The 21,228-nt window shown below is 69.1% G+C and carries 23 protein-coding genes and 1 pseudogene; 13 read left to right on the top strand and 11 right to left on the bottom strand.

What is annotated here, in order from left to right:
• Positions 1 to 185: 185 nt before the first annotated feature.
• The 4 genes from ACIBK0_RS12260 to ACIBK0_RS12245 form a co-directional block, all read right to left on the bottom strand.
• On the bottom strand, positions 186 to 1,109 hold the full coding sequence (locus ACIBK0_RS12260; RefSeq protein WP_399078467.1) for a DUF6891 domain-containing protein: 924 nt from the start codon (positions 1,107 to 1,109) through the stop codon (positions 186 to 188).
• An 83-nt stretch (positions 1,110 to 1,192) separates the two neighbouring features.
• On the bottom strand, positions 1,193 to 2,221 hold the full coding sequence (gene glnII, locus ACIBK0_RS12255; RefSeq protein ID WP_399078464.1) for a glutamine synthetase: 1,029 nt from the start codon (positions 2,219 to 2,221) through the stop codon (positions 1,193 to 1,195).
• A 372-nt stretch (positions 2,222 to 2,593) separates the two neighbouring features.
• Positions 2,594 to 3,277, bottom strand: a complete 684-nt coding sequence (locus tag ACIBK0_RS12250; protein WP_399078462.1) for a hypothetical protein — start codon at positions 3,275 to 3,277, stop codon at positions 2,594 to 2,596.
• A gap of 146 nt (positions 3,278 to 3,423) precedes the next feature.
• On the bottom strand, positions 3,424 to 3,783 hold the full coding sequence (locus ACIBK0_RS12245) for an arsenate reductase family protein (RefSeq protein WP_399078460.1): 360 nt from the start codon (positions 3,781 to 3,783) through the stop codon (positions 3,424 to 3,426).
• Between the two features lie 164 nt (positions 3,784 to 3,947).
• Between ACIBK0_RS12245 and ACIBK0_RS12240 the strand changes: the two genes are divergently transcribed.
• On the top strand, positions 3,948 to 4,256 hold the full coding sequence (locus tag ACIBK0_RS12240; protein ID WP_399078458.1) for a hypothetical protein: 309 nt from the start codon (positions 3,948 to 3,950) through the stop codon (positions 4,254 to 4,256).
• Between the two features lie 132 nt (positions 4,257 to 4,388).
• Here ACIBK0_RS12240 and ACIBK0_RS12235 read toward each other — a convergent pair.
• A pseudogene (locus ACIBK0_RS12235) lies at positions 4,389 to 4,577 on the bottom strand (winged helix DNA-binding domain-containing protein); the annotation flags it as partial.
• A 211-nt stretch (positions 4,578 to 4,788) separates the two neighbouring features.
• Between ACIBK0_RS12235 and ACIBK0_RS12230 the strand changes: the two are divergent.
• Both ACIBK0_RS12230 and ACIBK0_RS12225 read left to right on the top strand, forming a co-directional pair.
• Positions 4,789 to 5,265, top strand: a complete 477-nt coding sequence (locus ACIBK0_RS12230; RefSeq protein WP_399078456.1) for a hypothetical protein — start codon at positions 4,789 to 4,791, stop codon at positions 5,263 to 5,265.
• A 5-nt stretch (positions 5,266 to 5,270) separates the two neighbouring features.
• Positions 5,271 to 6,629 carry a DUF2252 domain-containing protein gene (locus ACIBK0_RS12225; RefSeq protein ID WP_399078454.1) on the top strand — a complete coding sequence of 453 codons (1,359 nt, stop codon included), beginning with the start codon at positions 5,271 to 5,273 and terminating at the stop codon, positions 6,627 to 6,629.
• Between the two features lie 103 nt (positions 6,630 to 6,732).
• Here ACIBK0_RS12225 and ACIBK0_RS12220 read toward each other — a convergent pair whose 3' ends face one another.
• Positions 6,733 to 8,370 (bottom strand): alpha/beta fold hydrolase, encoded by a 1,638-nt coding sequence (locus tag ACIBK0_RS12220; RefSeq protein WP_399078451.1) that lies wholly within the window; start codon positions 8,368 to 8,370, stop codon positions 6,733 to 6,735.
• 303 nt (positions 8,371 to 8,673) lie between these two features.
• On the opposite strand from ACIBK0_RS12220, the gene ACIBK0_RS12215 reads away from it, so the two are divergent.
• Positions 8,674 to 8,967, top strand: coding sequence for a hypothetical protein (locus tag ACIBK0_RS12215; RefSeq protein ID WP_399078449.1), 294 nt, complete (start codon positions 8,674 to 8,676; stop codon positions 8,965 to 8,967).
• Positions 8,968 to 8,982: 15 nt separating this feature from the next.
• On the opposite strand, the gene ACIBK0_RS12210 is transcribed toward ACIBK0_RS12215, so the two are convergent.
• The 3 genes from ACIBK0_RS12210 to ACIBK0_RS12200 all read right to left on the bottom strand — a co-directional run bounded on the left by ACIBK0_RS12210 (position 8,983) and on the right by ACIBK0_RS12200 (position 11,170).
• Positions 8,983 to 9,570 carry a hypothetical protein gene (locus ACIBK0_RS12210; RefSeq protein WP_399078447.1) on the bottom strand — a complete coding sequence of 196 codons (588 nt, stop codon included), beginning with the start codon at positions 9,568 to 9,570 and terminating at the stop codon, positions 8,983 to 8,985.
• Positions 9,571 to 9,592: 22 nt separating this feature from the next.
• Positions 9,593 to 10,513 carry a zinc metalloprotease HtpX gene (gene htpX / locus ACIBK0_RS12205; RefSeq protein WP_399078694.1) on the bottom strand — a complete coding sequence of 307 codons (921 nt, stop codon included), beginning with the start codon at positions 10,511 to 10,513 and terminating at the stop codon, positions 9,593 to 9,595.
• Between the two features lie 420 nt (positions 10,514 to 10,933).
• Positions 10,934 to 11,170, bottom strand: coding sequence for a helix-turn-helix domain-containing protein (locus tag ACIBK0_RS12200; protein ID WP_399078445.1), 237 nt, complete (start codon positions 11,168 to 11,170; stop codon positions 10,934 to 10,936).
• Positions 11,171 to 11,367: 197 nt separating this feature from the next.
• On the opposite strand from ACIBK0_RS12200, the gene ACIBK0_RS12195 reads away from it, so the two are divergent.
• The 9 genes from ACIBK0_RS12195 (at position 11,368) to ACIBK0_RS12155 (ending at position 16,065) form a co-directional block, all read left to right on the top strand.
• Positions 11,368 to 11,727, top strand: a complete 360-nt coding sequence (locus ACIBK0_RS12195; RefSeq protein ID WP_399078442.1) for a hypothetical protein — start codon at positions 11,368 to 11,370, stop codon at positions 11,725 to 11,727.
• Complete coding sequence (locus ACIBK0_RS12190; RefSeq protein ID WP_399078440.1) at positions 11,727 to 11,885, top strand: hypothetical protein; 159 nt, start codon at positions 11,727 to 11,729, stop codon at positions 11,883 to 11,885. The genes ACIBK0_RS12195 and ACIBK0_RS12190 overlap by 1 nt, the downstream gene beginning before the upstream one ends.
• Positions 11,882 to 12,100: a hypothetical protein gene (locus ACIBK0_RS12185; protein ID WP_399078438.1), complete on the top strand. Its 219-nt coding sequence runs from the start codon at positions 11,882 to 11,884 to the stop codon at positions 12,098 to 12,100. Before ACIBK0_RS12190 ends, ACIBK0_RS12185 begins: the two co-directional genes overlap by 4 nt.
• Complete coding sequence (locus tag ACIBK0_RS12180) at positions 12,097 to 12,471, top strand: DUF6907 domain-containing protein (RefSeq protein ID WP_399078436.1); 375 nt, start codon at positions 12,097 to 12,099, stop codon at positions 12,469 to 12,471. The genes ACIBK0_RS12185 and ACIBK0_RS12180 overlap by 4 nt, the downstream gene beginning before the upstream one ends.
• On the top strand, positions 12,468 to 12,662 hold the full coding sequence (locus ACIBK0_RS12175) for a hypothetical protein (RefSeq protein WP_399078434.1): 195 nt from the start codon (positions 12,468 to 12,470) through the stop codon (positions 12,660 to 12,662). The genes ACIBK0_RS12180 and ACIBK0_RS12175 overlap by 4 nt, the downstream gene beginning before the upstream one ends.
• Positions 12,659 to 13,534, top strand: coding sequence for a hypothetical protein (locus tag ACIBK0_RS12170; protein WP_399078432.1), 876 nt, complete (start codon positions 12,659 to 12,661; stop codon positions 13,532 to 13,534). The genes ACIBK0_RS12175 and ACIBK0_RS12170 overlap by 4 nt, the downstream gene beginning before the upstream one ends.
• An 11-nt stretch (positions 13,535 to 13,545) precedes the next feature.
• Complete coding sequence (locus tag ACIBK0_RS12165) at positions 13,546 to 13,704, top strand: hypothetical protein (protein WP_399078429.1); 159 nt, start codon at positions 13,546 to 13,548, stop codon at positions 13,702 to 13,704.
• The gene (locus ACIBK0_RS12160) at positions 13,704 to 13,871 is read left to right on the top strand and encodes a hypothetical protein (protein WP_399078427.1); all 168 of its coding nucleotides are present in this window, start codon (positions 13,704 to 13,706) and stop codon (positions 13,869 to 13,871) included. The genes ACIBK0_RS12165 and ACIBK0_RS12160 overlap by 1 nt, the downstream gene beginning before the upstream one ends.
• An 85-nt stretch (positions 13,872 to 13,956) precedes the next feature.
• On the top strand, positions 13,957 to 16,065 hold the full coding sequence (locus ACIBK0_RS12155) for an FtsK/SpoIIIE domain-containing protein (protein WP_399078425.1): 2,109 nt from the start codon (positions 13,957 to 13,959) through the stop codon (positions 16,063 to 16,065).
• A 212-nt stretch (positions 16,066 to 16,277) separates the two neighbouring features.
• Here ACIBK0_RS12155 and ACIBK0_RS12150 read toward each other — a convergent pair whose 3' ends face one another.
• Entirely contained in the window at positions 16,278 to 20,474 is a 4,197-nt protein-coding gene (locus tag ACIBK0_RS12150; protein ID WP_399078423.1) for a transglycosylase SLT domain-containing protein, read from the bottom strand.
• 253 nt (positions 20,475 to 20,727) lie between these two features.
• Entirely contained in the window at positions 20,728 to 21,213 is a 486-nt protein-coding gene (locus tag ACIBK0_RS12145) for a P27 family phage terminase small subunit (RefSeq protein ID WP_399078420.1), read from the bottom strand.
• Positions 21,214 to 21,228 lie beyond the last annotated feature (15 nt).

The following is a 21,228-nucleotide window of genomic DNA, read 5'->3' as shown; positions in this document are numbered from 1 at the left end:
GCAACACACCCGGTCGAAGTCGTGGTGCTGACGAGAAGGCCAGAAGGGCTCGAGGTCATGGCGACCCGTCGCGGTGTACTTCTGAAAGCTGGCCATGAACCCATTGAAGCAGAAGCCGGAGACGGACAGGAGACTCCTCTCACGGGTCGGACGCTTCCTTGGCGTGAACTTGACGTTGCGTCCCCTTATCCGACCAGGCGTTTGTGCCATGCCAGGGCCGCAACCGTGATCGCGTTGTCCGGAGAACCGTCCCACTCCGTGGACAGCCCGGCGGCGCCGAGCGCCGCGACGACGTCACGTCCGACGGCCGCGGTGGTCTCGGCCGAGCCGTCGAACCCGCCGTACAGCAGGGTCAGCCCGTGCCCGGCGGCCGCGCTCTTTGTGCACTGCGAGTGGAAGTAGACGAAGCCGCGAGCTCCTTCGCGCCGCTCGTCGGCAATCTCCGCCGTACCGCACGTGCGGCAGCAGGTGAAGTTCTCGCACGCGGTGATGCCGTCCGCGTCGAGCGCCTCGAAGGCCCGCGTGAGGCGCTCCGGGTCGGTGTCCCCCTCCCAGGTCTCCATCTCGGCGATCCGCTCCAGCCACAGCCGGTCCACGAGCTGTCGGGCCTGGGACTTGGACACCGGCCGGTGATCCCCGTCGACCAGCCACTCCTCCGCGTCCTCGGTCAACTGGGCCCGGCTGTCGTACCCGCAGCGCAGCAGCTCCCGCACCCGCTCCTCGACCTCTTCCCGTACGTCCTGCGGCAGCTCGGGGACCTCCTCGGGGGCGTCGACGTCGACCGGAGCCCAGTCGATGCCCGCGTCCCAGCCGTTCTCCCGCCGCGCCCAGCCCGCCATGGCGTCCGCGACCCGGCCGGGGTCCACGAGATCGGTCCCGAAGAACAGCTCACGGCCGTCTCGGTACTCCAGCCGGTAGTCCGCACCGCTCTTGTGCCACACCTGGATGAAGACATCCGGGATGTCCGGTATCCGCTGCACGACCAGATAGTGGTCGCCCTCGCCCCCGATCCGGTGCACCAGCTCGCGCAGCAGTTCCGCCGAAATCCGCGCGTGTGTCTGCCAGTTCTCCGTCTCGACCTTGATGGCGAGGGACTTGTCGATCTCCATGGGCCAACCATGGCACGCCCCACTGACAACGTGAGAGGGCGCCCACCGCGACGGTGGACGCCCTCTCACTCAGGCAGGATGAATCAGACCTGGCCGGCCTTCTCCAGGGCGGAGCAGCAGGTGTCGACGAGCAGACGCGTCACCACGTACGGGTCGACGTTGGCGTTGGGGCGGCGGTCCTCGATGTAGCCCTTGCCGTCCTTCTCGACCTGCCACGGGATGCGGACCGAGGCACCGCGGTTGGAGACGCCGTAGCTGTACTCGTTCCACGGGGCGGTCTCGTGCAGGCCCGTCAGGCGGTCGTCGATGCCGGCGCCGTAGTTCTTGACGTGGTCCATCGGCTTGGAGCCCTCGCCCAGCGACTCGCACGCGGTGATGATCGCGTCGTAGCCCTCGCGCATCGCCTTGGTGGAGAAGTTGGTGTGCGCGCCCGCGCCGTTCCAGTCGCCCTTCACCGGCTTCGGGTCCAGCGTCGCGGAGACGCCGAAGTCCTCGGCGGTGCGGTAGAGCAGCCAGCGGGCGACCCACAGCTGGTCCGAGACCTCCAGCGGCGCCAGCGGGCCGACCTGGAACTCCCACTGACCGGGCATGACCTCGGCGTTGATGCCGGAGATGCCGAGGCCCGCCTTGAGGCAGTTGTCCAGGTGCGCCTCGACGACGTCACGGCCGAAGATCTCGTCCGCGCCGACACCGCAGTAGTAGCCGCCCTGCGCGGCCGGGAAGCCGCCCTCGGGGAAGCCGAGCGGGCGCGAACCCTTGAAGAAGGTGTACTCCTGCTCGATGCCGAAGATCGACTCCTGCGCGGCGAACTTCTCCGCGACCTCGGCCAGCGCGGCACGGGTGTTGGACTCGTGCGGCGTCATGTCGATGTTGAGGACCTCGCACATGACGAGGATGTCGTCGCCGCCGCGGATCGGGTCCGGGAAGCTGGCCACGGGCTTGAGTACGCGGTCCGAGGCGTGCCCCTCGGCCTGGTTCGTGGAGGAGCCGTCGAAGCCCCAGATCGGCAGCTCAGCACCCTTGGCGTCGTCGCCCAGTATCTTCGTCTTGGAACGGAGCTTGGCCGTCGGCTCGGTGCCGTCGATCCAGATGTACTCAGCCTTGAAGCTCACGGGCCACATCCTTCGGGGTGGGTCTTGAGTCGCACTGCGGGTGCTGCGGCGCTGCGGCACTGGGGCGCCGCTGGGGATGCCCGGCAGCCTGTCAACAGGCGATTTCCCGATCATTGCCCGAATGTGAACCCCGTGTTACCTGGGCTGTGTGTGCGCGTTCTCACTCGCCCTCTCGCGACGGGAGCGTCAGCGCGGGAGGGTTCGCGACCGCGATCGGCGGCCCGGCCGATCCCGTCGGCCCCGTTGCTTTTGCCGAGCGACGGCTCGTATGCGATGAGAGTGAGCGCGATATGGGCGTGTTCTCACGCGTCGACCCTGTTGCTCCCGGCGGAGAGCAACAGGGCCGACGACGGGTGTCCGGATGGCCGGATGTCACCCCACCTTCTCGATACGGGCCTTGCGGATCAGGAACTTGCCGGGCTCCCGAACCTGTTCGAACGCCGCGTTGTTCAGCAGGACGCAGCTGCCGGACACCGAGGTGACCTCCACGGTCGTGGATTTGTTGTTGTCCAGGTTCGTGACCTTGAGCTTCGTCCCGGCCGGGAACTGGTTGCTGGACGCCGCCGGGGCGCCGCCCTCACCGGAGAGTGTCACGGTCGAGCCGGCACAGACCTGCTGACCGGCGGCGGCGCCACCGGCGTTGTCCGCGGGTGCACTCTGCGCGGGCGCGGACTGCTCCGGAGCCGACGCTGCCGGAGCCGAGGCTGCCGGAGCCGACTGCTCGGGCTGCGCGCCGGCCTGGGAGTCCTGAGCCGACTCCCCGACCGTGCAGCCCGATGCCTCCTGCTGGACCTTGATCTGCGCGATGACGGCCTCGCGGTTGGCGATCCGGGCTGCCGACTGAGCGTCGGGCTTGGCCCGTTGGCCGTCGATGAATTTCTGGTTGTTGCCGAGCGCGGTGGCAAGGCCCTTGCAGACCGTCGAGGTCTGCGCGTTCTGCACCGACGCCGCGTTCGAGGTGGCGGCCAGGGCGAAGGCCCCGCCTCCGGCCACGGCCGCGGCGCTGACCAGCAGTGCGAGCTTCTTCTTGGTGCTGAGAGTTCTCCTACGCGACATGCACGCCTCCTGGGTGAGGGGGAGTGGTACGTCGCTATGTACGAGATACCGAACGGGGTTACTCAATAGTCACAGGAGTCACTGAAGTGGCTTGGATCACAAGCGAGTTGCCGACTTCGGCGGGGAACTCGGGACGTCCCGTGCGTCTAACGGGACAAGGCGTCCCGTACCGCCTCATCCGTGCGCGCCACGACCGCCGTTCCGTCCTCCGCGGTGATGATCGGCCGCTGGATCAGCTTGGGGTGCTCGGACAGCGCCGTGATCCACCGGTCCCGCGAACCGGCGTCCCGGGCCCACTCCTTGAGCCCCAGCTCCTTGGCGACGGCCTCCTCGGTGCGCGTGATGTCCCACGGTTCCAGTCCGAGGCGATCGAGCACACCACGGATCTCGTCCTCGGTCGGTACGTCCTCCAGGTATCGGCGCACCGTGTAGTCGGCGCCCTCCGCGTCGAGCAGGCTCAGGGCGCTGCGGCACTTCGAACAGGCCGGGTTGATCCAGATCTCCATGCCGCACACGTTACGTCAGACATCCTCATCCGCTGCTGTCACGGCACCCCCAAAGCCCGTGTGGCCAGCGGCTTTTGTCAGTGGTTGGCGGTAGAATAGAAGCAGTGTTCGAGGGTGCCGCCGGGGGGTCCGGACGGTTCCCTGACCGCGACAGGAGGATGCCTGTGCCCGCTGCCGCACTGAAGCCGCTGCCCACTCAGTCCACGTCCAAGAGGGCGGTCCTGCTGGACCTGCCGTACGACCCCGTGGAGAAGCGCCCGCTGCCGCCGGGGCGTCCCCGCGAGTGGTATGTCACGCACAATCGCCGGCTCAAGGCGATGCGCCTTGCGATCGCTCTGCTCGACTCCGGTGTCTACATGCCGAACCAGGCCCGCAACGAGAAGATACGCAGCACCGCGGAACTCATCGGCATCCACCCGCCGTCGGACACCACCTGCCACATGGTCCGCGCGCTGATGAGGTACTCGCGCTGAGCCGGGTGGGGGTTGTTCGCGCAGTTCCCCGCGCCCCTGAAAGGGGCGCGGGGAACTGCGCGATCTTTTAAGCGGGGGTCTGGGGGCGCAGCCCCCAGGGACGGGACGGGAAGGGGCGGAGGGGGCGAAAACTCACCCCGACGACAGCTCCCGCTCCAGTGGTGTCCGGAAGCGTGGGGTCACCCGGGTCGTCCCCAGCCACGCCTGCAGGCGCGCCGCCTCCGCGGAGAAGGCATCACGAGCATCCCGCCCGAGTCCCTCCGGGTCCAGCGACCGCCACACCACCTCACCGTCGGCCCGCTGAGCCCAGCCACCGACCACCCCGATGTGCCGCAGCTTCCCGCCCACTCCGCCTCCAGCCCATCCCGCGATGTCCCGTGCCCTCATCCTCTCGAACATGCGACCAGCAGCGGGCGCGACTCACCCGTTCGCCGTACCCGGCATGCGCACGCCCTGCTCACAGCCTTGACTGAGACCACCGCGGCGAGCGGGTTCCGGAAGAGAACGCACGAGGAGCACGTCGGGAGATTCCATGCAGGGGCACGGCATACGAGGACTGATCCTGACGGCGGCCGCGGCGACGGCCCTGGCCGCCTCCCTGACCGGCTGCTCGGACGACAACACCCCCGCGAGCACCGTCTCCAAGGCCGCGTCCGCCGCGTCCGCGGCCGGCGAGGCGCTGGCCTCGGCGACCGCCGAGGCCGGCCGGAAACTCGACGAGGTCAAGAACGGTGTGAACGCCAAGGGCGATGTGAAGGTCGACCCCCACGTGACCACCGCCTCCGACGGCCGCGCCACCGCCAAGGTGACCGTCACCAACCCCGCCTCCTCGCAGAAGTCTTACGCCGTCCAGGTCAACTTCCGCGACAAGAGCGGCAACCTCCTCGACACGGTCGTCGTCACGGTGAGCGACGTCGCGGCGGGTGCCTCCAAGGACGCCACCGCCCGCAGCAACCGCGCACTCTCCGGCGACGTCACCGCCGACGTCGCCCGAGCTGTGCGGCACTGACGACCGTGGTCCAGAACGGCGCCGCGGTCACCCCGGCGGATCGCGCCGCCCAGGGCAAGGCGGCCCGCAAACGCGCGCCACGTTCCTCGCACGCCGGCTGGATCCCGGCCGCCGGGCGCCCCGATCCCGTCGCCGTACTCGAACGGCAGGGCAGGGACCGGCTCCAGGAGCTGCTGCCGATCCGGTACGGGCGGATGACGGCGTCGCCGTTCGCGTTCCTGCGCGGCGCCGCCGCCGTCATGGCCGCCGACCTGGCGGCCCAGCCGCACACCGGACTCATGGTGCAGCTGTGCGGAGACGCGCACCTGCTGAACTTCGGCCTGTACGCCTCCCCGGAACGCACCCTGCTCTTCGACCTCAACGACTTCGACGAGACGTTTCCCGGGCCCTTCGAGTGGGACGTCAAACGGCTCGCGGCCAGCGTCGCCGTCGCGGCCCGCGAGAACGGGTACCCCGAGGAGCAGGTCCGCCGCGCCGCCCAGGCCGCCGCGGGCGGATACCGCACGGGCATCCGGCGGCTCGCCGCGCACGGTGAGCTGGCCGTCTGGTACGAGCGCATCGACGCCGACCAGCTGCTCCCGCTCGTCCGCTCCGCCCGCCGCCGCAAGCAGGTCGAGTCGACCCTCTCCCGCGCCCGCCGACGCACCAGCCTGCACGCGCTCGGCAAACTCACCCGGACCGTCGACGGACGCCCCCGCATAGTCCACGACCCGCCTCTGCTGGAACCGGCAGGGGCCCCCGACATGGCCTCGCTCCGCAAGTCCTTCAGCGACTACCGCTCGACGCTCTCCGAGGAGCGCCGCCTGCTCCTCGACCGCTACCGCTTCGTCGACGCCGCCCGCAAGGTCGTCGGCGTGGGCAGCGTCGGCACCCGCTGCTTCATCGTGCTGCTCGCCGGGCGGGACGCGGAGGACCCGCTGTTCCTGCAGATCAAGGAGGCCGGACAGTCCATACTCGAAGAGCATCTGCCCCACGGCCCCTATGCCCATCCGGGGCATCGCGTCGTCGCCGGTCAGCGGCTGCTGCAGGCGACGAGCGACATCTTCCTCGGCTGGACGACCGGGCCGCAGGGACGGGCGTTCTACTGGCGCCAGCTGCGCGACATGAAGGGCTCCGCGGACGTCGCGGGCATGAGCCCCCGCCGGCTCCAGAACTACGCCGGCCTGTGCGGCAACGCGCTGGCCCGCGCTCACGCCCGCTCCGGCGACCGCATGGCGATCGCCGGATACCTCGGCGGCGCCGACACCTTCGACCGCGCCGTCGCGGACTTCGCGCTGCGCTACGCGGACCAGAACCTCGCCGACCACGCGGCACTGGGCGCGGCCGTGGTGGCGGGAGTGGTCCAGGCGGCTCCGGGCGTCTGACCGCGGCCTCCCGTACCCGGACAGCCGCTGTCAGCCGTACCGCGGGCAACCGCTGTCAGCCATCTCCGTACAGCCGCCGTCGGCCGTACCCGTACGGCTCCCGTCAGCCGTACTGCTCCAGCAGTCCCGCCACATACGCGCCGAGCCGTCCGCCCAGCACCTCCGGCGTCAGATCCGTGCGCCCCAGCTCGCGCCAGGGTACGGCGACCTTCTCGGCGTCGGGGGAGTAGGCCAGCGCGTCCAGGAGCCGCCAGTACAAGTGGTCGGCGCCGTCGGCCAGTCGGCGCCCGCCGTGTGCCTCGTACCGCTCGCGGAAGCCCAGCCCGTACGCCTCCCCGTACAGCAGGGCGAGGGCCGTGGAGCAGTGGGCGACGTCGAGGTCGGCCGGGCCCCAGGAGGTCTCCACCCAGTCGACGACCCCGCTGATCCGCAGGGTGTGGCCCGCACCGGTGAACAGCACATTCCCGGGGTGGAAGTCCCGGTGCAGGAAACACCCTTCGTACGAGGGCGGCTCGTGCCGGATCACGTCGACGGCCCGGTCCCACGGCGCACCAACGGGTGTACGGACGCGCTCGGGAGACGTCCACGGCTGGTAGGGGCGCGGACGCTCCGCGGGAACCACCCCGTGAATACGGACGAGTTGACGTGCCAGCAGGTCGAGGCGCCGCTCCAGATCCTCCTCGTCGAGCCGGACCGTGCCCGGCAGCGAGGACATCAACAGCGTGGGGTGGTCGCAGTGTTCCGCGGTGGCGTCGACGGCGTACAGCTCGGGCGCGGGCACGCCGTCGTGGGCTGCGAGCAGGGTGAGGACGGACGCCTCGCGGGTCAGCAGCCCCGGTGCGTGCCGCCGGTAGAAGGGCTTGACGAACGACCGCTGGACCAGGCCGGTGCCGTCGTCGAGGGTGAGCCGGCGCATCTGGGAGCTCCAGCCGCCGCGCAGGGGTGTGGACTCCCGTACGCTCCTGCCGTCCGGAAGCCGCTTGGCCACCCAGGTCCGGGTCGCCGTCCATCCCTGGTCGCCGAGCCCGGTGAGGACGAGGTCCACGAACCGCTGCCGGTCCTCGGCGTGGTCGCGGAACCACAGGCCCAGCATGTGCTCGGCGTCGGGCAGTTCGAACCGTGTGAACTGGGCGTCGGTGGCCAGCGCGTCCGTCACGGCCTCGGTCACCGCGGGCGGGATCACCGTGTCCGTGCCCGGCACGGCGAGTACCGCGCGCCCGGCATACGCCCGCAGGATGTCGAGCGCCGGGGCACGGCGCCAGTTGTCCGGCGTACGGATGGTCTTGCTGAAGCGGCTGTCGCCGTCCCCGAACGGAACCGGCCACGCCTCTGCGCCGTACACCGCGGGTGCGCACAGCCCGAGTGCCGCCACCCGCTCCCCGTAGTGCGCCGCGAGATCGGCCACCGTCTGGCCGCTCATGCTGAACCCGACCAGGATCAGCGGACCGTTCGCCCGAACCGTCGCGTCGATGACCGCGACGGCCTGCTCGAAACGCCGCTGAAGGCTCAACTCCCGCAGCTCGCCCGTGCTTTCGCCGTGCCCGGAGAAGTCGAAGGCGAGACCTCGGCAGCCGCGCGCGACGAACTCCTCCAGCAACGGGAGCAGCCGCTCCTTGCTTCCCTTGCCCGCGCCGTGCAGCAGAACGGCGGTGGCCGGCTCCCGATCGCCGTCGCTGTCGCCACCGCCGCGTACGCAGCTCAGTCGTTCACCGTCGTGGTCGTACGTGAAGGGAGAAAGCACCCCGTCATTTACTCATGCCGCCGTCTTCGCCTGCCCGGCTACTCATGCCGCAGGCTTCGCCGGCCCGGCCGGCTGCCCGACCGTCGGACCGGGTCGCCGGAAAAGGAGATGCACGCGCAGTGACCACATCCCTACGCTGGACATGCGTTACGGAGCCGCCCACCACCGCTTTCCGCCGGACAGGCATCACTCGGCGGAGTCAGGGCTACTCTCTACGCACCGACTGGCGGCCGCCCACCCCCAGCGCCCCGTCGGACACATCGGACACCACCCAGTCATCACCCACGCCCACGGAGGCCCGTCATGGGCACCATCGTCATCTCCGGGACCGTTGTCCTGGTCGTCTTAGGATTCGACAATCACATCTGGTGGCTCGCCGCGGTCGGCGTGCTCTTCATGTACATGCAGTACGGACGGGGCTCGTCCTCGGCGTCCTCGTCGAGCGGCGGATCCGCCTCGGGACCCCCGTCGCCGGCCACGCCCGCGTCGTACAAGGCATACCGCGACCGCCGTGACCGGCAGGCGAAGTGGGAGCGCCGCTACCGCCGCGAGCGCCCCCTGGAGTCCCGCCGCCAGGCACGCGAACAGGGCAAGTAACCTCCGGTCACCGGCTCACAGACCGGGCGCGCCCCAGATCGGGAACCAGCGGCCGAGGTCCTGCTCGATCCGCAGATCGTCGGTGAGCGCCGCCTTGATCTGCAGCTCCAGCGCGTTGTCGCGCCGCTGGCCGTCACCGGCCAGCGGCGCGAAGGGATAGAAGGTCCCGCGCTTGTACAGATAGACGAGTCCGAGCCGCCGCTGCCGCTCGGTGTCCTCGAAGGCGGCGACGGAACAGAGCAGCTGCGGCCCGAAGCCGCTGCCCTCCAGCGCGCTGTTCACCGCGTGCAGATCGCTCACCAGGGCGGGCAGATCCTCGGGCTCCCGCCGTGAGACGAGCCACGAGTACCCGTACTCGTCCCGGGTGAGCTCCACCGGCGGCCCACGCCGCTCGGCGTCCGCGTCGAGCAGCGCCTGCACCTCCTGGTGCGCCTCGGCGAAGGCCGCGCCCTCGACGGACGCGAAGCACACCGCACCCGTCCCGGTGGGTGTGAACCCGGCGGCCGCCTGCAGGGTCACCGCCGCCGACGGCAGCCCGAAAAGCTGGTCGAGATCGGGCGCGACGGCCTTGGTGCGGCCGAGCAGGATGTCCAGGAACCCCATGCAAATGGCCTTTCCGGGGGAGTCAGACGGCGTTTCCGGGGGTCGCCGCCTCACCCAACTCGGCGGAGATGCGGGCCAGTTGTTCGAGCCGCTGCTCCAGGCTCGGGTGGGTGGAGAACAGCCTGGAGATGCCCGGCTCGGCACCGAAGGCGGGCGTGAAGTAGAAGGCGTTGAACGCCTGCGCCGTCCGCAGGTCCTTGGTCGGAATCCGCCCGATGTCCCCGGTGACCTTGGTCAGCGCGGACGCCAGTGCCGAGGGCCGCCCGGTGAGCAGCGCCGCGGCCCGGTCGGCGGCCAGCTCCCGATACCGGGACAGTGCCCGGATGAGAACGAAACTGATCGCGTACACGGCCGCGGAGACACTCATGACGGCCACGAACACGATGGCCGTGTTCTGGTCCCGCCGTCCCCCGCCGAAGAGCTGCGAGTAGAAGGCGAACCTCACGATCAGCCCGGCGAGCACCCCGAGGAACGACGCCACGGTGATCACGGCGACATCCTTGTGCGCCACATGCGACAGCTCGTGCGCCAGCACACCTTCGAGCTCATCGGGCTCGAGCCGCCGCAGCAGCCCGGTCGTCACACACAGCACGGCATGATCGGCATTGCGCCCGGTCGCGAACGCGTTCGGCATGTCCAGATCGGACACGGCCACCAGCGGCTTGGGCATGTCAGCGACCGCGCACAGCCGATCGACGACGCCATGGAGCTGCGGATACTCCTCCCGCTCCACGATCCGCCCGTGCATCGCATACAGCGCGATCCGGTCCGAGAACCAGTACTGCGCGCCGAGCACTCCGGCCGCGACCACGACGACCAGCACCCAGGACTTCAGCAGCACGATCAGCGCGGCGACGAACGCCACGTACAGCAATCCGAGCAGAAACAACGTGACCGTCATCCGCACGGTCAGCTGCCGATCACTCCGGAACCGGCTCTGCATCATGCATCACCCCGCACTCAGGCACTCGTCCCGCCTTCCATTGTGCGCCCGCGCTCCCTCATGAGCAGGCCCCGATCGGCCCCATGACGGGCAAAGAACTCCTCTGTCAAAAGCCACTTATTTATGCGGAGCACAGCTTGGGCACACAGGTTGGACATACGGCTTCGGCATACGGCAAGGGCGCACGGCTCGGGCGGACAGCATGGGCACACAACGACGGAGCCCCGCCACCGCCCGAAGGCAATGACGGGGCTCCGTACCGAAAGCCGTGTCGGCTCACGACGACTTACGCGTCGACGTGAACGACTTACACGTCGTAGTAGAGCTCGAACTCTAACGGCGAGGCCCTTACCTGCGATCGAGCGGCTCTATAGCCTCTGACCTGCGGTAATGGGCCTCGTTGTTGCTCATGATGCCCCATCACGCCTCGGTGGACTGCGGACTGTCTGCGGACTGGTCGTCATCACTGTCCGCAGCCTTCACGATGCGGCGTACCTGTTGGCGGGTGTATCCGGTTGCCTCGCAGATGTCCTTCTGCGGTACGCCGTCCGCGTCCGCCTGCCCGATTGCGGCGGCCAGCTCCTGGCGCAGGATCTCGGTTCGGGCCTCGGCTTCTCTGAACCGGCGCGCCAGCTGCGTCAGTGATCGCTTGTCCATGACACATAGTGTTCCATTCGCAGTCATGGAACATGACGTTACACATGATCCAAGCGTTTGCCCAGATCCTGAGGCGTTGACAGGGAACATCATGTTCCCTACGGTGGTTCATGTCGCCGAAAACGACGACGGCCCCGCCCGGTGTTGGAGCACCGAGCGAGGCCTAGGAACGAACCCTGACTGAGAGGGATCGCCCCATGGGGATCACCGTATCGCCCCCCGTCAAGCCGTCCGTCGACTTCGTGATGGACGCCCCGCTGCAGCAGCTTGTCGACGAGCTGGGCATAGATCTCGTCGAGGCCGGCATCACCGAGCCGGGCTTCACTGGCTACGTCTACGTCGACCGTGACGGGGTTACCGTCGCGCTCCCGCCGAACCGGTCGGAGCTGGAGCACGACTGCATGGCCCGGTACCTGATCGGGACCGCGTTCCGGGTCGACGGCCTGCCGCCGCTGCCCGAGCCGTTCCAGGTCTCGGACATGACGGCCGACGTCAACCGCGCCCACCGCTCCCAGGCCGACGAGGCGCTGCGCCGGGTCCGCGGGGGTGCCGTCTGATGCCGCGCCGTAACCGCAACGTCGCCACGGTCCGCGTCGAGCCCGTGCCGGACCTGGTCCGTGCGATGGTCGGCTGGGCCGGTCCCCGGTCCCGCACCGTCCCGGTCAAGCCGTCCGCCAAGCGTCGCCGCTTCCGCGTCTACGGCGGTGCCGCATGAGCAACTCCTATGACCCGCTGCACAGCCCGGACAGGGCGGTCGGGTTCGTGGCGCCTCTGGCCGTCGAGGTGGAGTGCGCCCGGAGCCTGCTCGCCGAGACGGCCTCCGCGAACATCCACGACAACGAGTCGATGCTGAAGGCGGCCGTGGCCCTCGACTGCCGGCTGCGGTCTTTGCTCGCCGCGCTCGACGCCGAGCGAGGTGGGAAGCGGTGACCGGGCGGACGGTGTCGATCGTGACCGTCGACCAGGGCGAGGTCACCATCCCCGAGCCCGCATGGTGCGTCGGTCACCACTGGCAGCCGCGCCCGTACCTGGCGGACGTCACGCACAACTCGGTGCGGGTGAAGGCCGGCGCGATGACCGCCGAGCACGGCTGGGTGTCCATCCTGGTCGCCCGTATCTCGCACGCCCCTTACGCCCTGGTGATTCCGCAGCCGTACCCGGTCGTGTCCGTCGAGGTGGACATGGTCGCGGAGCTGGCCGCGGAGGACGTGCCGAAGGTGGCGCAGGGCCTGCGGGTCGCGGCGATGCGGCTGGAGAAGGTCGCGGCCGAGGCGCTCCGCCTGCGAGGTGGCCTCGCGTGAGCCGCTACGTCGTAGTGCCCCGCCCGACCGAGTGCCGCGCCATCGAGCGTGCGGCCCGGTCGGAGCGGCCGCTCCCCCCGATTCCGGCGATCCTCGCCGACCTGCTCACCGCTAACCGTCTCGGCGACCGGCACGGCGTGAACCTTTGCGCCCACCTGGTTGCCCGCGCCGCCCAAGGAGGGCAGCTGTGAAGTTCCGTACCGAGACCCGCCGACGGCTCGTCGACCACACGGTCGACGGCATCACGCACACCGTCAACAAGCCGTACACGAAGCGCGTGCCGGTCCTGCCGGCCGACTGGGACTCCCGCGCCATCAAGGCCGCGTCCACCCTCGTCCTCACCCTCACCGCGATCGCCATCGTCTGGTCGACCGTCAGCATCGGCAGCCTGCTGAACGGCGGCCCCGGCTACGCCGCGGCGGCCCTGTTCGACATCTCCTGGGTGACGGTGCTGCTGCTGGAGTGGATGGCCCGCTTCGACCCGGCCAAGCGGACGTTCGCCCGGAACATGGGCTTCGTCCTCGTCGCCATCACGGCCGCCGCCATCTTCTGGCACGGCATGCTGCTGCACTCCGTCGCCCTCGCGGTCGTCGGCGCCGCGGTATCGCTGATCGCCAAGGCGCTATGGATGGCCATCTTCAAGCACGTCGAGAAGCCTCTGTCCGACGAAGACCGGCAGTGGGTCGACGCCGAGATCAGCAAGGCGAACGCGAAGCTGGCCGTGGCTGGTGTACGTCGCCGGGTGGCGGTCGCCGAGGTGCAGGCCCGTGCGGAAATCCTGGCCGCCGAGAGCCTGCTCGCCGAGCTCGACGAGGGCGCGAACACGGTCGAACAGATCACGGACGCGGAGCCTGAGCCGATGCCTCTGGCCAGTCCGAACACGGTTCGCAAGCCCGTCGAGCCGCTGCCGTCCATCGCCGAGTTGGCGCGCCAGCAGGTCACGGCCGGCGCCTCCAACAAGGACGCCACTCAAGAGATTCTGCGGCGCCTCCCGGAAGCCAATCCCGAGTCCGTGCAGGCGACGGTGCGCCGTGAGGCCCGCCGCGTCAACGGCTACCTGTGAAGGGGAACACCGTGAACCACACGATCCGCATTGAGCCCGAGTTCCGTGGCCACGGCCGCTGCACCTACAGCTACCGGTGCAGTTGCGGTGCCTACGGCTACGGCTCTCGGAGTCGGGGCGCCGCCGAGGCGGCCGGGCGCGAGCACCAGCGCAAGCAGGGGGTCCGCTGATGCCGGTCTCCAAGCATGATCCGCATAACGCCCGCGAGCTGGCCTCGGTGCTCATCCTCGGCGCGCGCATCCAGCGCCGTAAGAACCGCGGCAAGTCCGTGAAGGCCCTGGAGAAGCGCGTCGACCGCATCCGCGAACAGGCCCAGAAGCGCGAGAACGGCAAGTAGCTACACCCCGGGGACGGCGTCCAACCGCCAAGCTGCCGCCGTCCCCGGGCCTCCCGTCCCTCCGCAGAGAGAAGGAAGTATCAGAATGTCAGTGACCCTCCTGAAGGAGCCACTGGACGCCCCCGAGGCGCCCGCCAAGCAGCGGGAACGACGCCGTGCCCGGTTCCGCACCGCCGCCCGCGCCGCGCTCGCCAACGAGCAGGTGCGCACCGTAGGCCGGCTGGCCGTCCGCCACGGCTCGTACATCATCGGCGGCACCCGGGTCACCGCACGCCGCGCCTGGGACGGCCGCAGTGCCTCCCGGTACGAGCGGATGATCCGCGCGGCCGAAGCAGCCGGCCTGATGGACCAGGTGGCCGAGTGGGAGCAGCGCGGGCACGCCTTTCGCATGGCCCGGCATCGCAGGCGTATGGACACCATCCAGGCTTTGCTCAGCCTGCCCAAGGCGCTCGCCTCCGCGGCTGCCGCGGGTACCGGGCTGCTGCTGTTCGTCGGCATCCTGCTGGCCTGGGCGAACAGCGATGTTCGCGATGTTCTCACCCCCATCGAGACCGTCGTCGACCTGGTGCGCTGGGTCGCGTTCATCGGCGGCATCGTCTGGGACCCGTTCCTGTTCGCCGCCCCGTGGATCGGCCTCGCCGCCGTCTGGACCGTCGGACGCCAACGGCACACCGCACCCCAGTGGGCCCTGCCGATCCAGGACCGGGACATGGGCGGTCCGATCACCCCGCACATCGTCATCGTCGCGTTCAGGGACCTGGGCATCAGCGCCTTGCGTAAGGCCATCGAGGACATGGGCGACGTCGGAGCCGCCATGCTCTCCCCGATCAAGATTGCGGGCTGTGGTGTCGAGGTCGATGTCACCCTGCCGTCCGGGGTGTCCACCGAGGAGATCCAGAACCGGCGCCGCAAGCTCGCCGAGAACCTCAACCGGCATGAGCACGAGCTGCACATCACCATCCCTCCGCAGCCCCGCACCGTACGTTTGTGGATCGCCGACTCCGGGGCGCTCGACGAGCCCATCGGCGCCTCGCCGCTCGTCCTCGACGACGACGCGGTCGCCGACTACTACAACGGCCGCGCCCCGTGGGGGCAGAACCTGCGCGGTGACGCGGTCGGAGTCTCCGTGAAGCAGCGGCACATCCTGGTCACCGGCCTGTCCAACCAGGGCAAGACCGCAGCTCTTCGCGCGCTTGCTCTGTGGCTGGCCCTTGACCACACCGTCGAGTTCTACGTCGCGGACTTGAAGGGCATCGGCGACTGGCGATGCTTCCTCGGCCTCGCCCAGGTGCTCATCCAGGGGCCGACCGACGAGCACGTGATGGCGGCAACTCACATGGTCGAGTGGGGTGTTGAGGAGATGCAGACGCGCATCGCCCTCGTCGAACAGTCTGGGTCGACGGACGGCATCACGCGTGAGATGGCGCGCACCGACCCGCGGTTCAAGCCGATCGTGTTCATCGTCGACGAGGCGCAGGTCGCCTACGGCTGCGGCGCCATCGGCGACGACAAGCGGCCCTACGGCGGCTCCAAGGCGACGTCCCGCTACTTCCAGGCCGTCAAGAAGATTCACGACCAGGGCCGTGCCGTGAACGTGACGATCTGGGAAGGCACCCAGGACCCGACCGACGAGAACCTGCCCAAGCGGTCCCGCGAGGGCAACCACATGCGCTCCAGCCTCGTCCTCGGCACCGAGTCGCAGGCCAAGATGGCGCTCGGCGACGCCCCGGTCGACGCCGGAGCCGCACCGCACAAGCTGCGCCAGGGCCTCGACAAGGGCACGCTCGTCGTCGCCGGCGACGCCGTACAGATGGAACCCGGACAGGCCTCCGTGACCGTGCGCACGCACTACATCAACGGCGAAGAGGCCGCCGAGATCACCGAACGGGCCAAGGCTCGCCGCGAGGGTGTCGCCACCGTCCACAAGCTGGAGATCGTGCAGCCCGTCGACCACCTCACCGACCTGGCGGCCGTCGTCGGCGACGAGAAGCGGGTCCGCACGACTGAGGTCATCCACCGGTTGAAGAACCTCAACGCCAAGGCTTACGAGCACTGGACCGGCAGCCGGCTCAAGGCGCTGCTCGCCGAGTACGACGAGGAGCCGGGCACCTACGACGGCTACCCGGTCGTGAAGTGGGAGAGCGTCCAGCGGGCCCTCGAACGGCGCGACGAGGAGATCGCAGAGGCTCAGTGACCTTCCAGTGGGCAGTGACTTTCCACTAGGTGAGTCACTGCCCCGCTTCACTGGACGTGACCAGCGCAAACGACGATCTAGTGAGTCAGTGAGGCCGTTCCCAGGGACTCCCAAGTGCCCCCGGAAACGGCCTCTCTGGCGTACACCACAGCCTCACTCACTGCACGACAAGGCCCCCGCCTCGGTTCTCGAGGACGGGGGCCTTTTTGCGTTCAGTTGGCGTTGAGGACCTGCAGGAGCTCCTGCTCCGCGTTGCGGATCTCAGCGCGGGTGATGTCGGTGATCTGCTGGTTGCCGACCCACACGTTGACCGTCATGTCGCCGAGCGCCGACCGATCGGCCAGCGTGGCCATCGTCGACCACTGCGCCGGGGTGAGGACCGCTTCAGGCTGGCGCAGGTTGTTCACGCCGGACTGCCCCGGGCCGAGCCAGCCGCCGGAGTCGTATCCGCCGGGCCGGTCGTAGGCGCGGGAGAGGCTGCCGTAGGCGCCGAGCGCGTACTTCATCGAGCTGTAGATGTTCGCCATGGGGTCGATGCTCACGCCGTACATGAACGGGCCCTTGTGGCGGTACTTCCCGGCGTAGTGCTGGAACGTCGGCCGGATCACCTGCATGAGGCCCGTGCTCGGGTAGCCGGCCTTCGCGTTGGAGTCCCACAGGTTGACCGCCTTCGGGTTGCCGCCGGATTCCTGGTTCATCCGCCGCAGCGTCGACTGCGCGAGGCCGCGGGACTGGTGCACCTCGGCGAGCGCCTTCAGGACGACGGGCCGCCACTGCTCGACACCCTTCGACGGGGTGTACTTCACGTTCGGCGTGGACCGCTTGTCGCCTTCCTCGCCTGCCCCGACGAGCTTGAGCGCCAGGTTCTTCATGGCGTCCTTGAGCATGCCAACGAACCCGATCTTCCCGCCGGGGATGGCGTCGATCAGCGGGTAGACGACGTGCTTCACGCCAGCCTTCACGGCGCCGCCGAACGTGTCCTTCAGCCAGTTGTAGCCGGACTTCACCTTGTCCCAGGCACCGCCGAGAGCATCGCCGATACCGGAGAAGATCCCGCCGTCCTTGAAGCCGAGCGCACCACGGACGCCGCCGACGCCACCCTGGCGGGCTGCGGCGTTCATTGCTTCCACGTAGCCGGGGCCGACCGCGCGCGTCCACTCGGGCCGCATGATGGCCTCGCCGCCGGACAGGGCGACGGGGCCTGCGGTCGACGGCACCAGGTGCACGTCGCGGCCAGGGGTGTAGCCAGGCATGATGCCGCCGGTCGCGAAACCCCTGATCGGGTCGAGGTGCTTGCCGCCGAACGCGTCGGTGACAAGATTCCAGACTTTTCGCAAACCGTCGTTATATACCGTGTTCACGACGAACGCGACAGGCACCTTGGCGATGTCCTTGAGCTTGTCCCAGGCAATCTTGATGCCCTTGCGGGCAGCGTCGAACGCGCCGACCATCCCGTTCTTCAGGGTCGTTCCCCAGCCGGGGATCGTCTTCGTGAAGAACGTGCCGATCGGGTTCAGGACGTTGCGCTTGATCGCCGACCAGGCGGTACCGAGGCCGTCGCGTGCCCCGTTGAACGCGCCGACCACCTTGTTTTTCAAGGTGGTGGCCCAGCCGGGAACCGTCTTCGTGAAGAAGTCCCGGATCGGATACAGGACGTAGGCCTTGATTGCGCCCCAAGCGGTAGAGATGCCGCTCTTCAGCTTGCCCCACGCCGCGATGCCCTTGTCCCGCAGCGTCAGGAAGGCAGGCACCAGATGGTCGACCACCCAACCCACGAGCGTCGAGACCCACTTGACCATGCCGGAGATCCAGCCGATCGCCGTCGACAGAGCGGTCGCGAACGCCCCGACGAGCAGCGACACCAGGCCGAGGAGCGGGGGGAGCAGCCAGGACAGCACGTTGACGGCCAGCTCCAGGACGAGCGTGACGATCTGTGCCAGCGAGGGCAGCAGAGGCAGCAGCGCCAGCGACAGACCGATGCCGGCCTGCACCAGCTGCAGGATGGACGGCATCAGCTGTACGAGGACACCCGCGGCGAGCTCCAGCACCTGCGCGACGATCTGAGAGATCAGCGGCCACAGCGGATCCAGTGCCTGCACCAGCGTCAGCAGTACCCCGGTGAGCGGCGGCAGTGCCTGCGCCAGCGCCCCCGCGAACAGGCCGGCCAGCTCAGCGATGACCGGGGTGATGTCCGCCAGCACCGGAGCCAGCGACGTGACGAGCTGGGAGGCCACGTCACCGAGCGGGGCGAGCAGCTGCAGCGCCGCATCCGCGATCGCCGTGAACGCGTCCGACAGAGTCGGCATCACCGGCAGCAGCGCATCCACGAACGTGGAGATCATGTCGCCGATCACCGGAACCAGCGGGGTGATCGCATCCACGGCGATCCCGATGGCCTGCGAGAACACTCCGGCGAGCAGCTTGGCGACCTGGCCGAGCACGTCGACCACCGGGCCGATCAGCGGGGCGATCGCCCCGAACACCGTGGTGAACAACTGGCCGAGCAGCCCGTAGTACGGCTTCAGGCCCTCGAACACGGCCGTGAGCGGGCCGGCCAAAGCCTCCACCACCTGCGTGATGAGCCCCACCAGCGGCGTGAAGATGGGCATCAGAGCGTCGACAATCATTCCGAGCACCTGGCCGATGACGACCAGGACCGGGGAGAGCGCCGTCACCATCCGCGCCAGCGCGTCGCCCACGACCGTGATCGCGGGAGACAGAGCCGTGATGATCGGCATCAGGGCCTGCCCGAGCGCTGTGGCCAGCGTCGCCAGGGCCGGGCCGAGGGTCTGCGCCAGCGTCGCAATCACCGGTGCCAGCGCGGCGACCAGCGGCAGCGCGGCCTGAATGATCGCGCCGATGACGGGGGCGATCGCACCGACGATCTGAGCGACCGACGTGAAGATCTGCTTCAGGGCCGCCTGTACTTCCGGCATCGCCGTGATCTTCCGCAGCTGCTCGAACAGGGCGCCCACCACGCCGAGGGCCTGCCCGCCCGCATCAGAGGCGGCCTTGAGAATGTTGGACACCGTGGCGAACGCGTCCCCGAGGATGCCGCCCAGCTGCGAGATGAGCCCGAACGCCGTGTCGATGGCCTGCTTCAGTCCGCCCGACGTGAACGACTTCGACAGCCCGTCCGTGAACGACTTGATGGCCCCGGCGAAGCCCGTCAGCAGCTTGTTGAACGCCGGCTGCGCCGCAACGGTCAACTGCCCGAACGCCGTGATCAGTTGCTTCGGGGTGTCCTTGAAGACGGCAAGATTCTTGTTCGCCCCCGACAGGATCTTGTCGAGCATCCCCGACTTCGCCATGCCCGTGATGGCGCCGGCCGCCGACTTGGCGATCTGATTCCAGATGCCGCCCGTCGCCGTCAGCTGCCGCTGCAGAATCGGGATCGTCGTCCTGCCGAGCGTCGACACCGTGCCATCGAGGCCCTGGAACAGCGCGTTCTGCACCGACAGACGCATGTGATCCCAGGCCGGACCCAGCCCCTGCACGGCGCGCACAAAGCTCTGCGCGTTCGGTGCGAGCTTCGACATGGCCTGATCGAGCTGCGACGTCTGAGCGGCAGCTGCGGCCTGGGCGTCCGCGACCGCAGCAGCAGCATCGGCTACACCACGCTGCGCATCCTGGATCTGGCGGGCGCCATCCGCGCGCGCCTGGTCGACGCCGGCCTGCGCATCCGACAAAGCCTGCTGCTTGTCGGCGACGTTCCGGTCCGCCTCGGCAATCTTCTGCCGGGCAGCTAGCACCTGGGCGCTACCGTCGACACCGGCCTTGTTGGCCTTGCTGGTGTCGTCCTTGAGCCGCTTGGTCTCGGTCTGCTGCTCCTGCAGATTCAGCTTCGCCCGGTCGTAGGCGAGCTGAAGCCTGGCGAGCTCGTCCGGGGTGACCCCGGGCTTGCTCTGAGCGGCCGTGAGCTCCTTCTGCGCCTCGGACAGGCGCAGGACTGCGTCACGCTCGTTGAGCTGCGACTCGGCGAGCCGCTGGTTCATGTCCTCCAGCGCCCTGGAGGCTTCCTGCCGCGCCGAGTTGAGATCCGCCTGCACGTCCCGCGCATCACGCTGGGCGTCCGTAAGGTCCCGCTCCGCGGAGAGCACCTGCTTCTGCGCGTCCTGTACGCGCTGAGCGGCCTGCACCCGGGCATCCGCCAAAGCCCGCTGAGCGTTCGCCAGACCGCGCTGAGCGGACTCCACAGCCTTCGTCGCCGACGCGGCAGAAGAGGCCTGCTTCGACGTGTCCGCGAACGCAGCCTTGAACGCGTCACCGACACCGGAGAGACCCAGCTTGAGAGCGCCAGCAGCAGCTCCCGCCGTTGCCAGAGCCGGGGCCAGCGCAGCGATCGCGGGCCCGGCCGGCGCGATACCCGCAACCAGCGACGTACCGAATCCGCCGACAATCCCCTTCAACCCGCCACTGATCGCCGTCCCGAACGCCTTCGAGAACGCCGACCCACCCGACCTACCCGACGACGACGCGCGAGCATTGACGCTCCGCGACCAGTCGCCCTCAAACTCCGGCCTGATCGAGACATAGCCCCGACCGACCAGCACACCACCTGCAGCCATGTGAGGTGCCTTTCAACACTTTTCAATTGGCAGCGGGTTGGTCCCGGAAGGCCGTCCGAGGGGCGGAGTAGAAGCAGCTAGGAAGGGACAGGCATCAGTCCCAGATGTCGTCGTCCTCGTCGTCCTGCGGCGGCGCCGTGATGCGCTGCGCCGAAGCCGGCGTCAGGCCCAACTCGCCGATCAGCGAGCGGAAGTGCTGCCGGTGCTGAGAGATGACCGTGCACCACGGGTTCCGGGCCCGGCCGCGGTCGCCGTCGATGATGACGCCCTCGCGTGCGAGCGCTCGGTTCCCCATGACGATCCACGCCCACGTCACGCACAGATCCGTGACGGTCTCGCGCTGCACGTCGACCAGGCCGGCGGAGTACGTCAGTGCCGGAACGATCCGGCCCCACAGCTCCGCGGCGGTCTTCCGGGCGCGCACCACCTCGAGGTCGTCTCCCGGAAGCAGGTCATCCCAGTCCGGCTCGACAGGATCCGTCGGAGCGAAGCGCACGCCCTCCTTCTGGCGGTCACCCCGGAACGTCCCCTCGCGTACCGCCTGGATGTACGGCTTCGGCTTACGGCCGGCTACAGCCATCACTCACCTCCATTG

Source organism: Streptomyces sp. NPDC050564 (genome assembly GCF_044457265.1).
Lineage (GTDB): Bacteria > Actinomycetota > Actinomycetes > Streptomycetales > Streptomycetaceae > Streptomyces.
The sequence above is the reverse complement of the archived record's forward strand: the minus strand, read 5'-3'. Positions and strand labels throughout refer to the sequence as shown.

Bases quoted from the DNA above. Each gene is read 5' to 3' on its own strand.
- ACIBK0_RS12215 (WP_399078449.1), top strand. From the start codon at position 8,674: ATGGGCACCATCGTCATCTCCGGGACCGTTGTCCTGGTCGTCTTAGGA.
- ACIBK0_RS12155 (WP_399078425.1), top strand. From the start codon at position 13,957: ATGTCAGTGACCCTCCTGAAGGAGCCACTGGACGCCCCCGAGGCGCCC.
- ACIBK0_RS12190 (WP_399078440.1), top strand. From the start codon at position 11,727: ATGCCGCGCCGTAACCGCAACGTCGCCACGGTCCGCGTCGAGCCCGTG.
- ACIBK0_RS12145 (WP_399078420.1), bottom strand. From the start codon at position 21,213: ATGGCTGTAGCCGGCCGTAAGCCGAAGCCGTACATCCAGGCGGTACGC.
- ACIBK0_RS12200 (WP_399078445.1), bottom strand. From the start codon at position 11,170: ATGGACAAGCGATCACTGACGCAGCTGGCGCGCCGGTTCAGAGAAGCC.
- ACIBK0_RS12195 (WP_399078442.1), top strand. From the start codon at position 11,368: ATGGGGATCACCGTATCGCCCCCCGTCAAGCCGTCCGTCGACTTCGTG.
- ACIBK0_RS12250 (WP_399078462.1), bottom strand. From the start codon at position 3,277: ATGTCGCGTAGGAGAACTCTCAGCACCAAGAAGAAGCTCGCACTGCTG.
- ACIBK0_RS12260 (WP_399078467.1), bottom strand. From the start codon at position 1,109: ATGGAGATCGACAAGTCCCTCGCCATCAAGGTCGAGACGGAGAACTGG.
- htpX (WP_399078694.1), bottom strand. From the start codon at position 10,513: ATGCAGAGCCGGTTCCGGAGTGATCGGCAGCTGACCGTGCGGATGACG.
- ACIBK0_RS12160 (WP_399078427.1), top strand. From the start codon at position 13,704: ATGCCGGTCTCCAAGCATGATCCGCATAACGCCCGCGAGCTGGCCTCG.
- ACIBK0_RS12185 (WP_399078438.1), top strand. From the start codon at position 11,882: ATGAGCAACTCCTATGACCCGCTGCACAGCCCGGACAGGGCGGTCGGG.
- ACIBK0_RS12245 (WP_399078460.1), bottom strand. From the start codon at position 3,783: ATGGAGATCTGGATCAACCCGGCCTGTTCGAAGTGCCGCAGCGCCCTG.
- ACIBK0_RS12210 (WP_399078447.1), bottom strand. From the start codon at position 9,570: ATGGGGTTCCTGGACATCCTGCTCGGCCGCACCAAGGCCGTCGCGCCC.
- ACIBK0_RS12230 (WP_399078456.1), top strand. From the start codon at position 4,789: ATGCAGGGGCACGGCATACGAGGACTGATCCTGACGGCGGCCGCGGCG.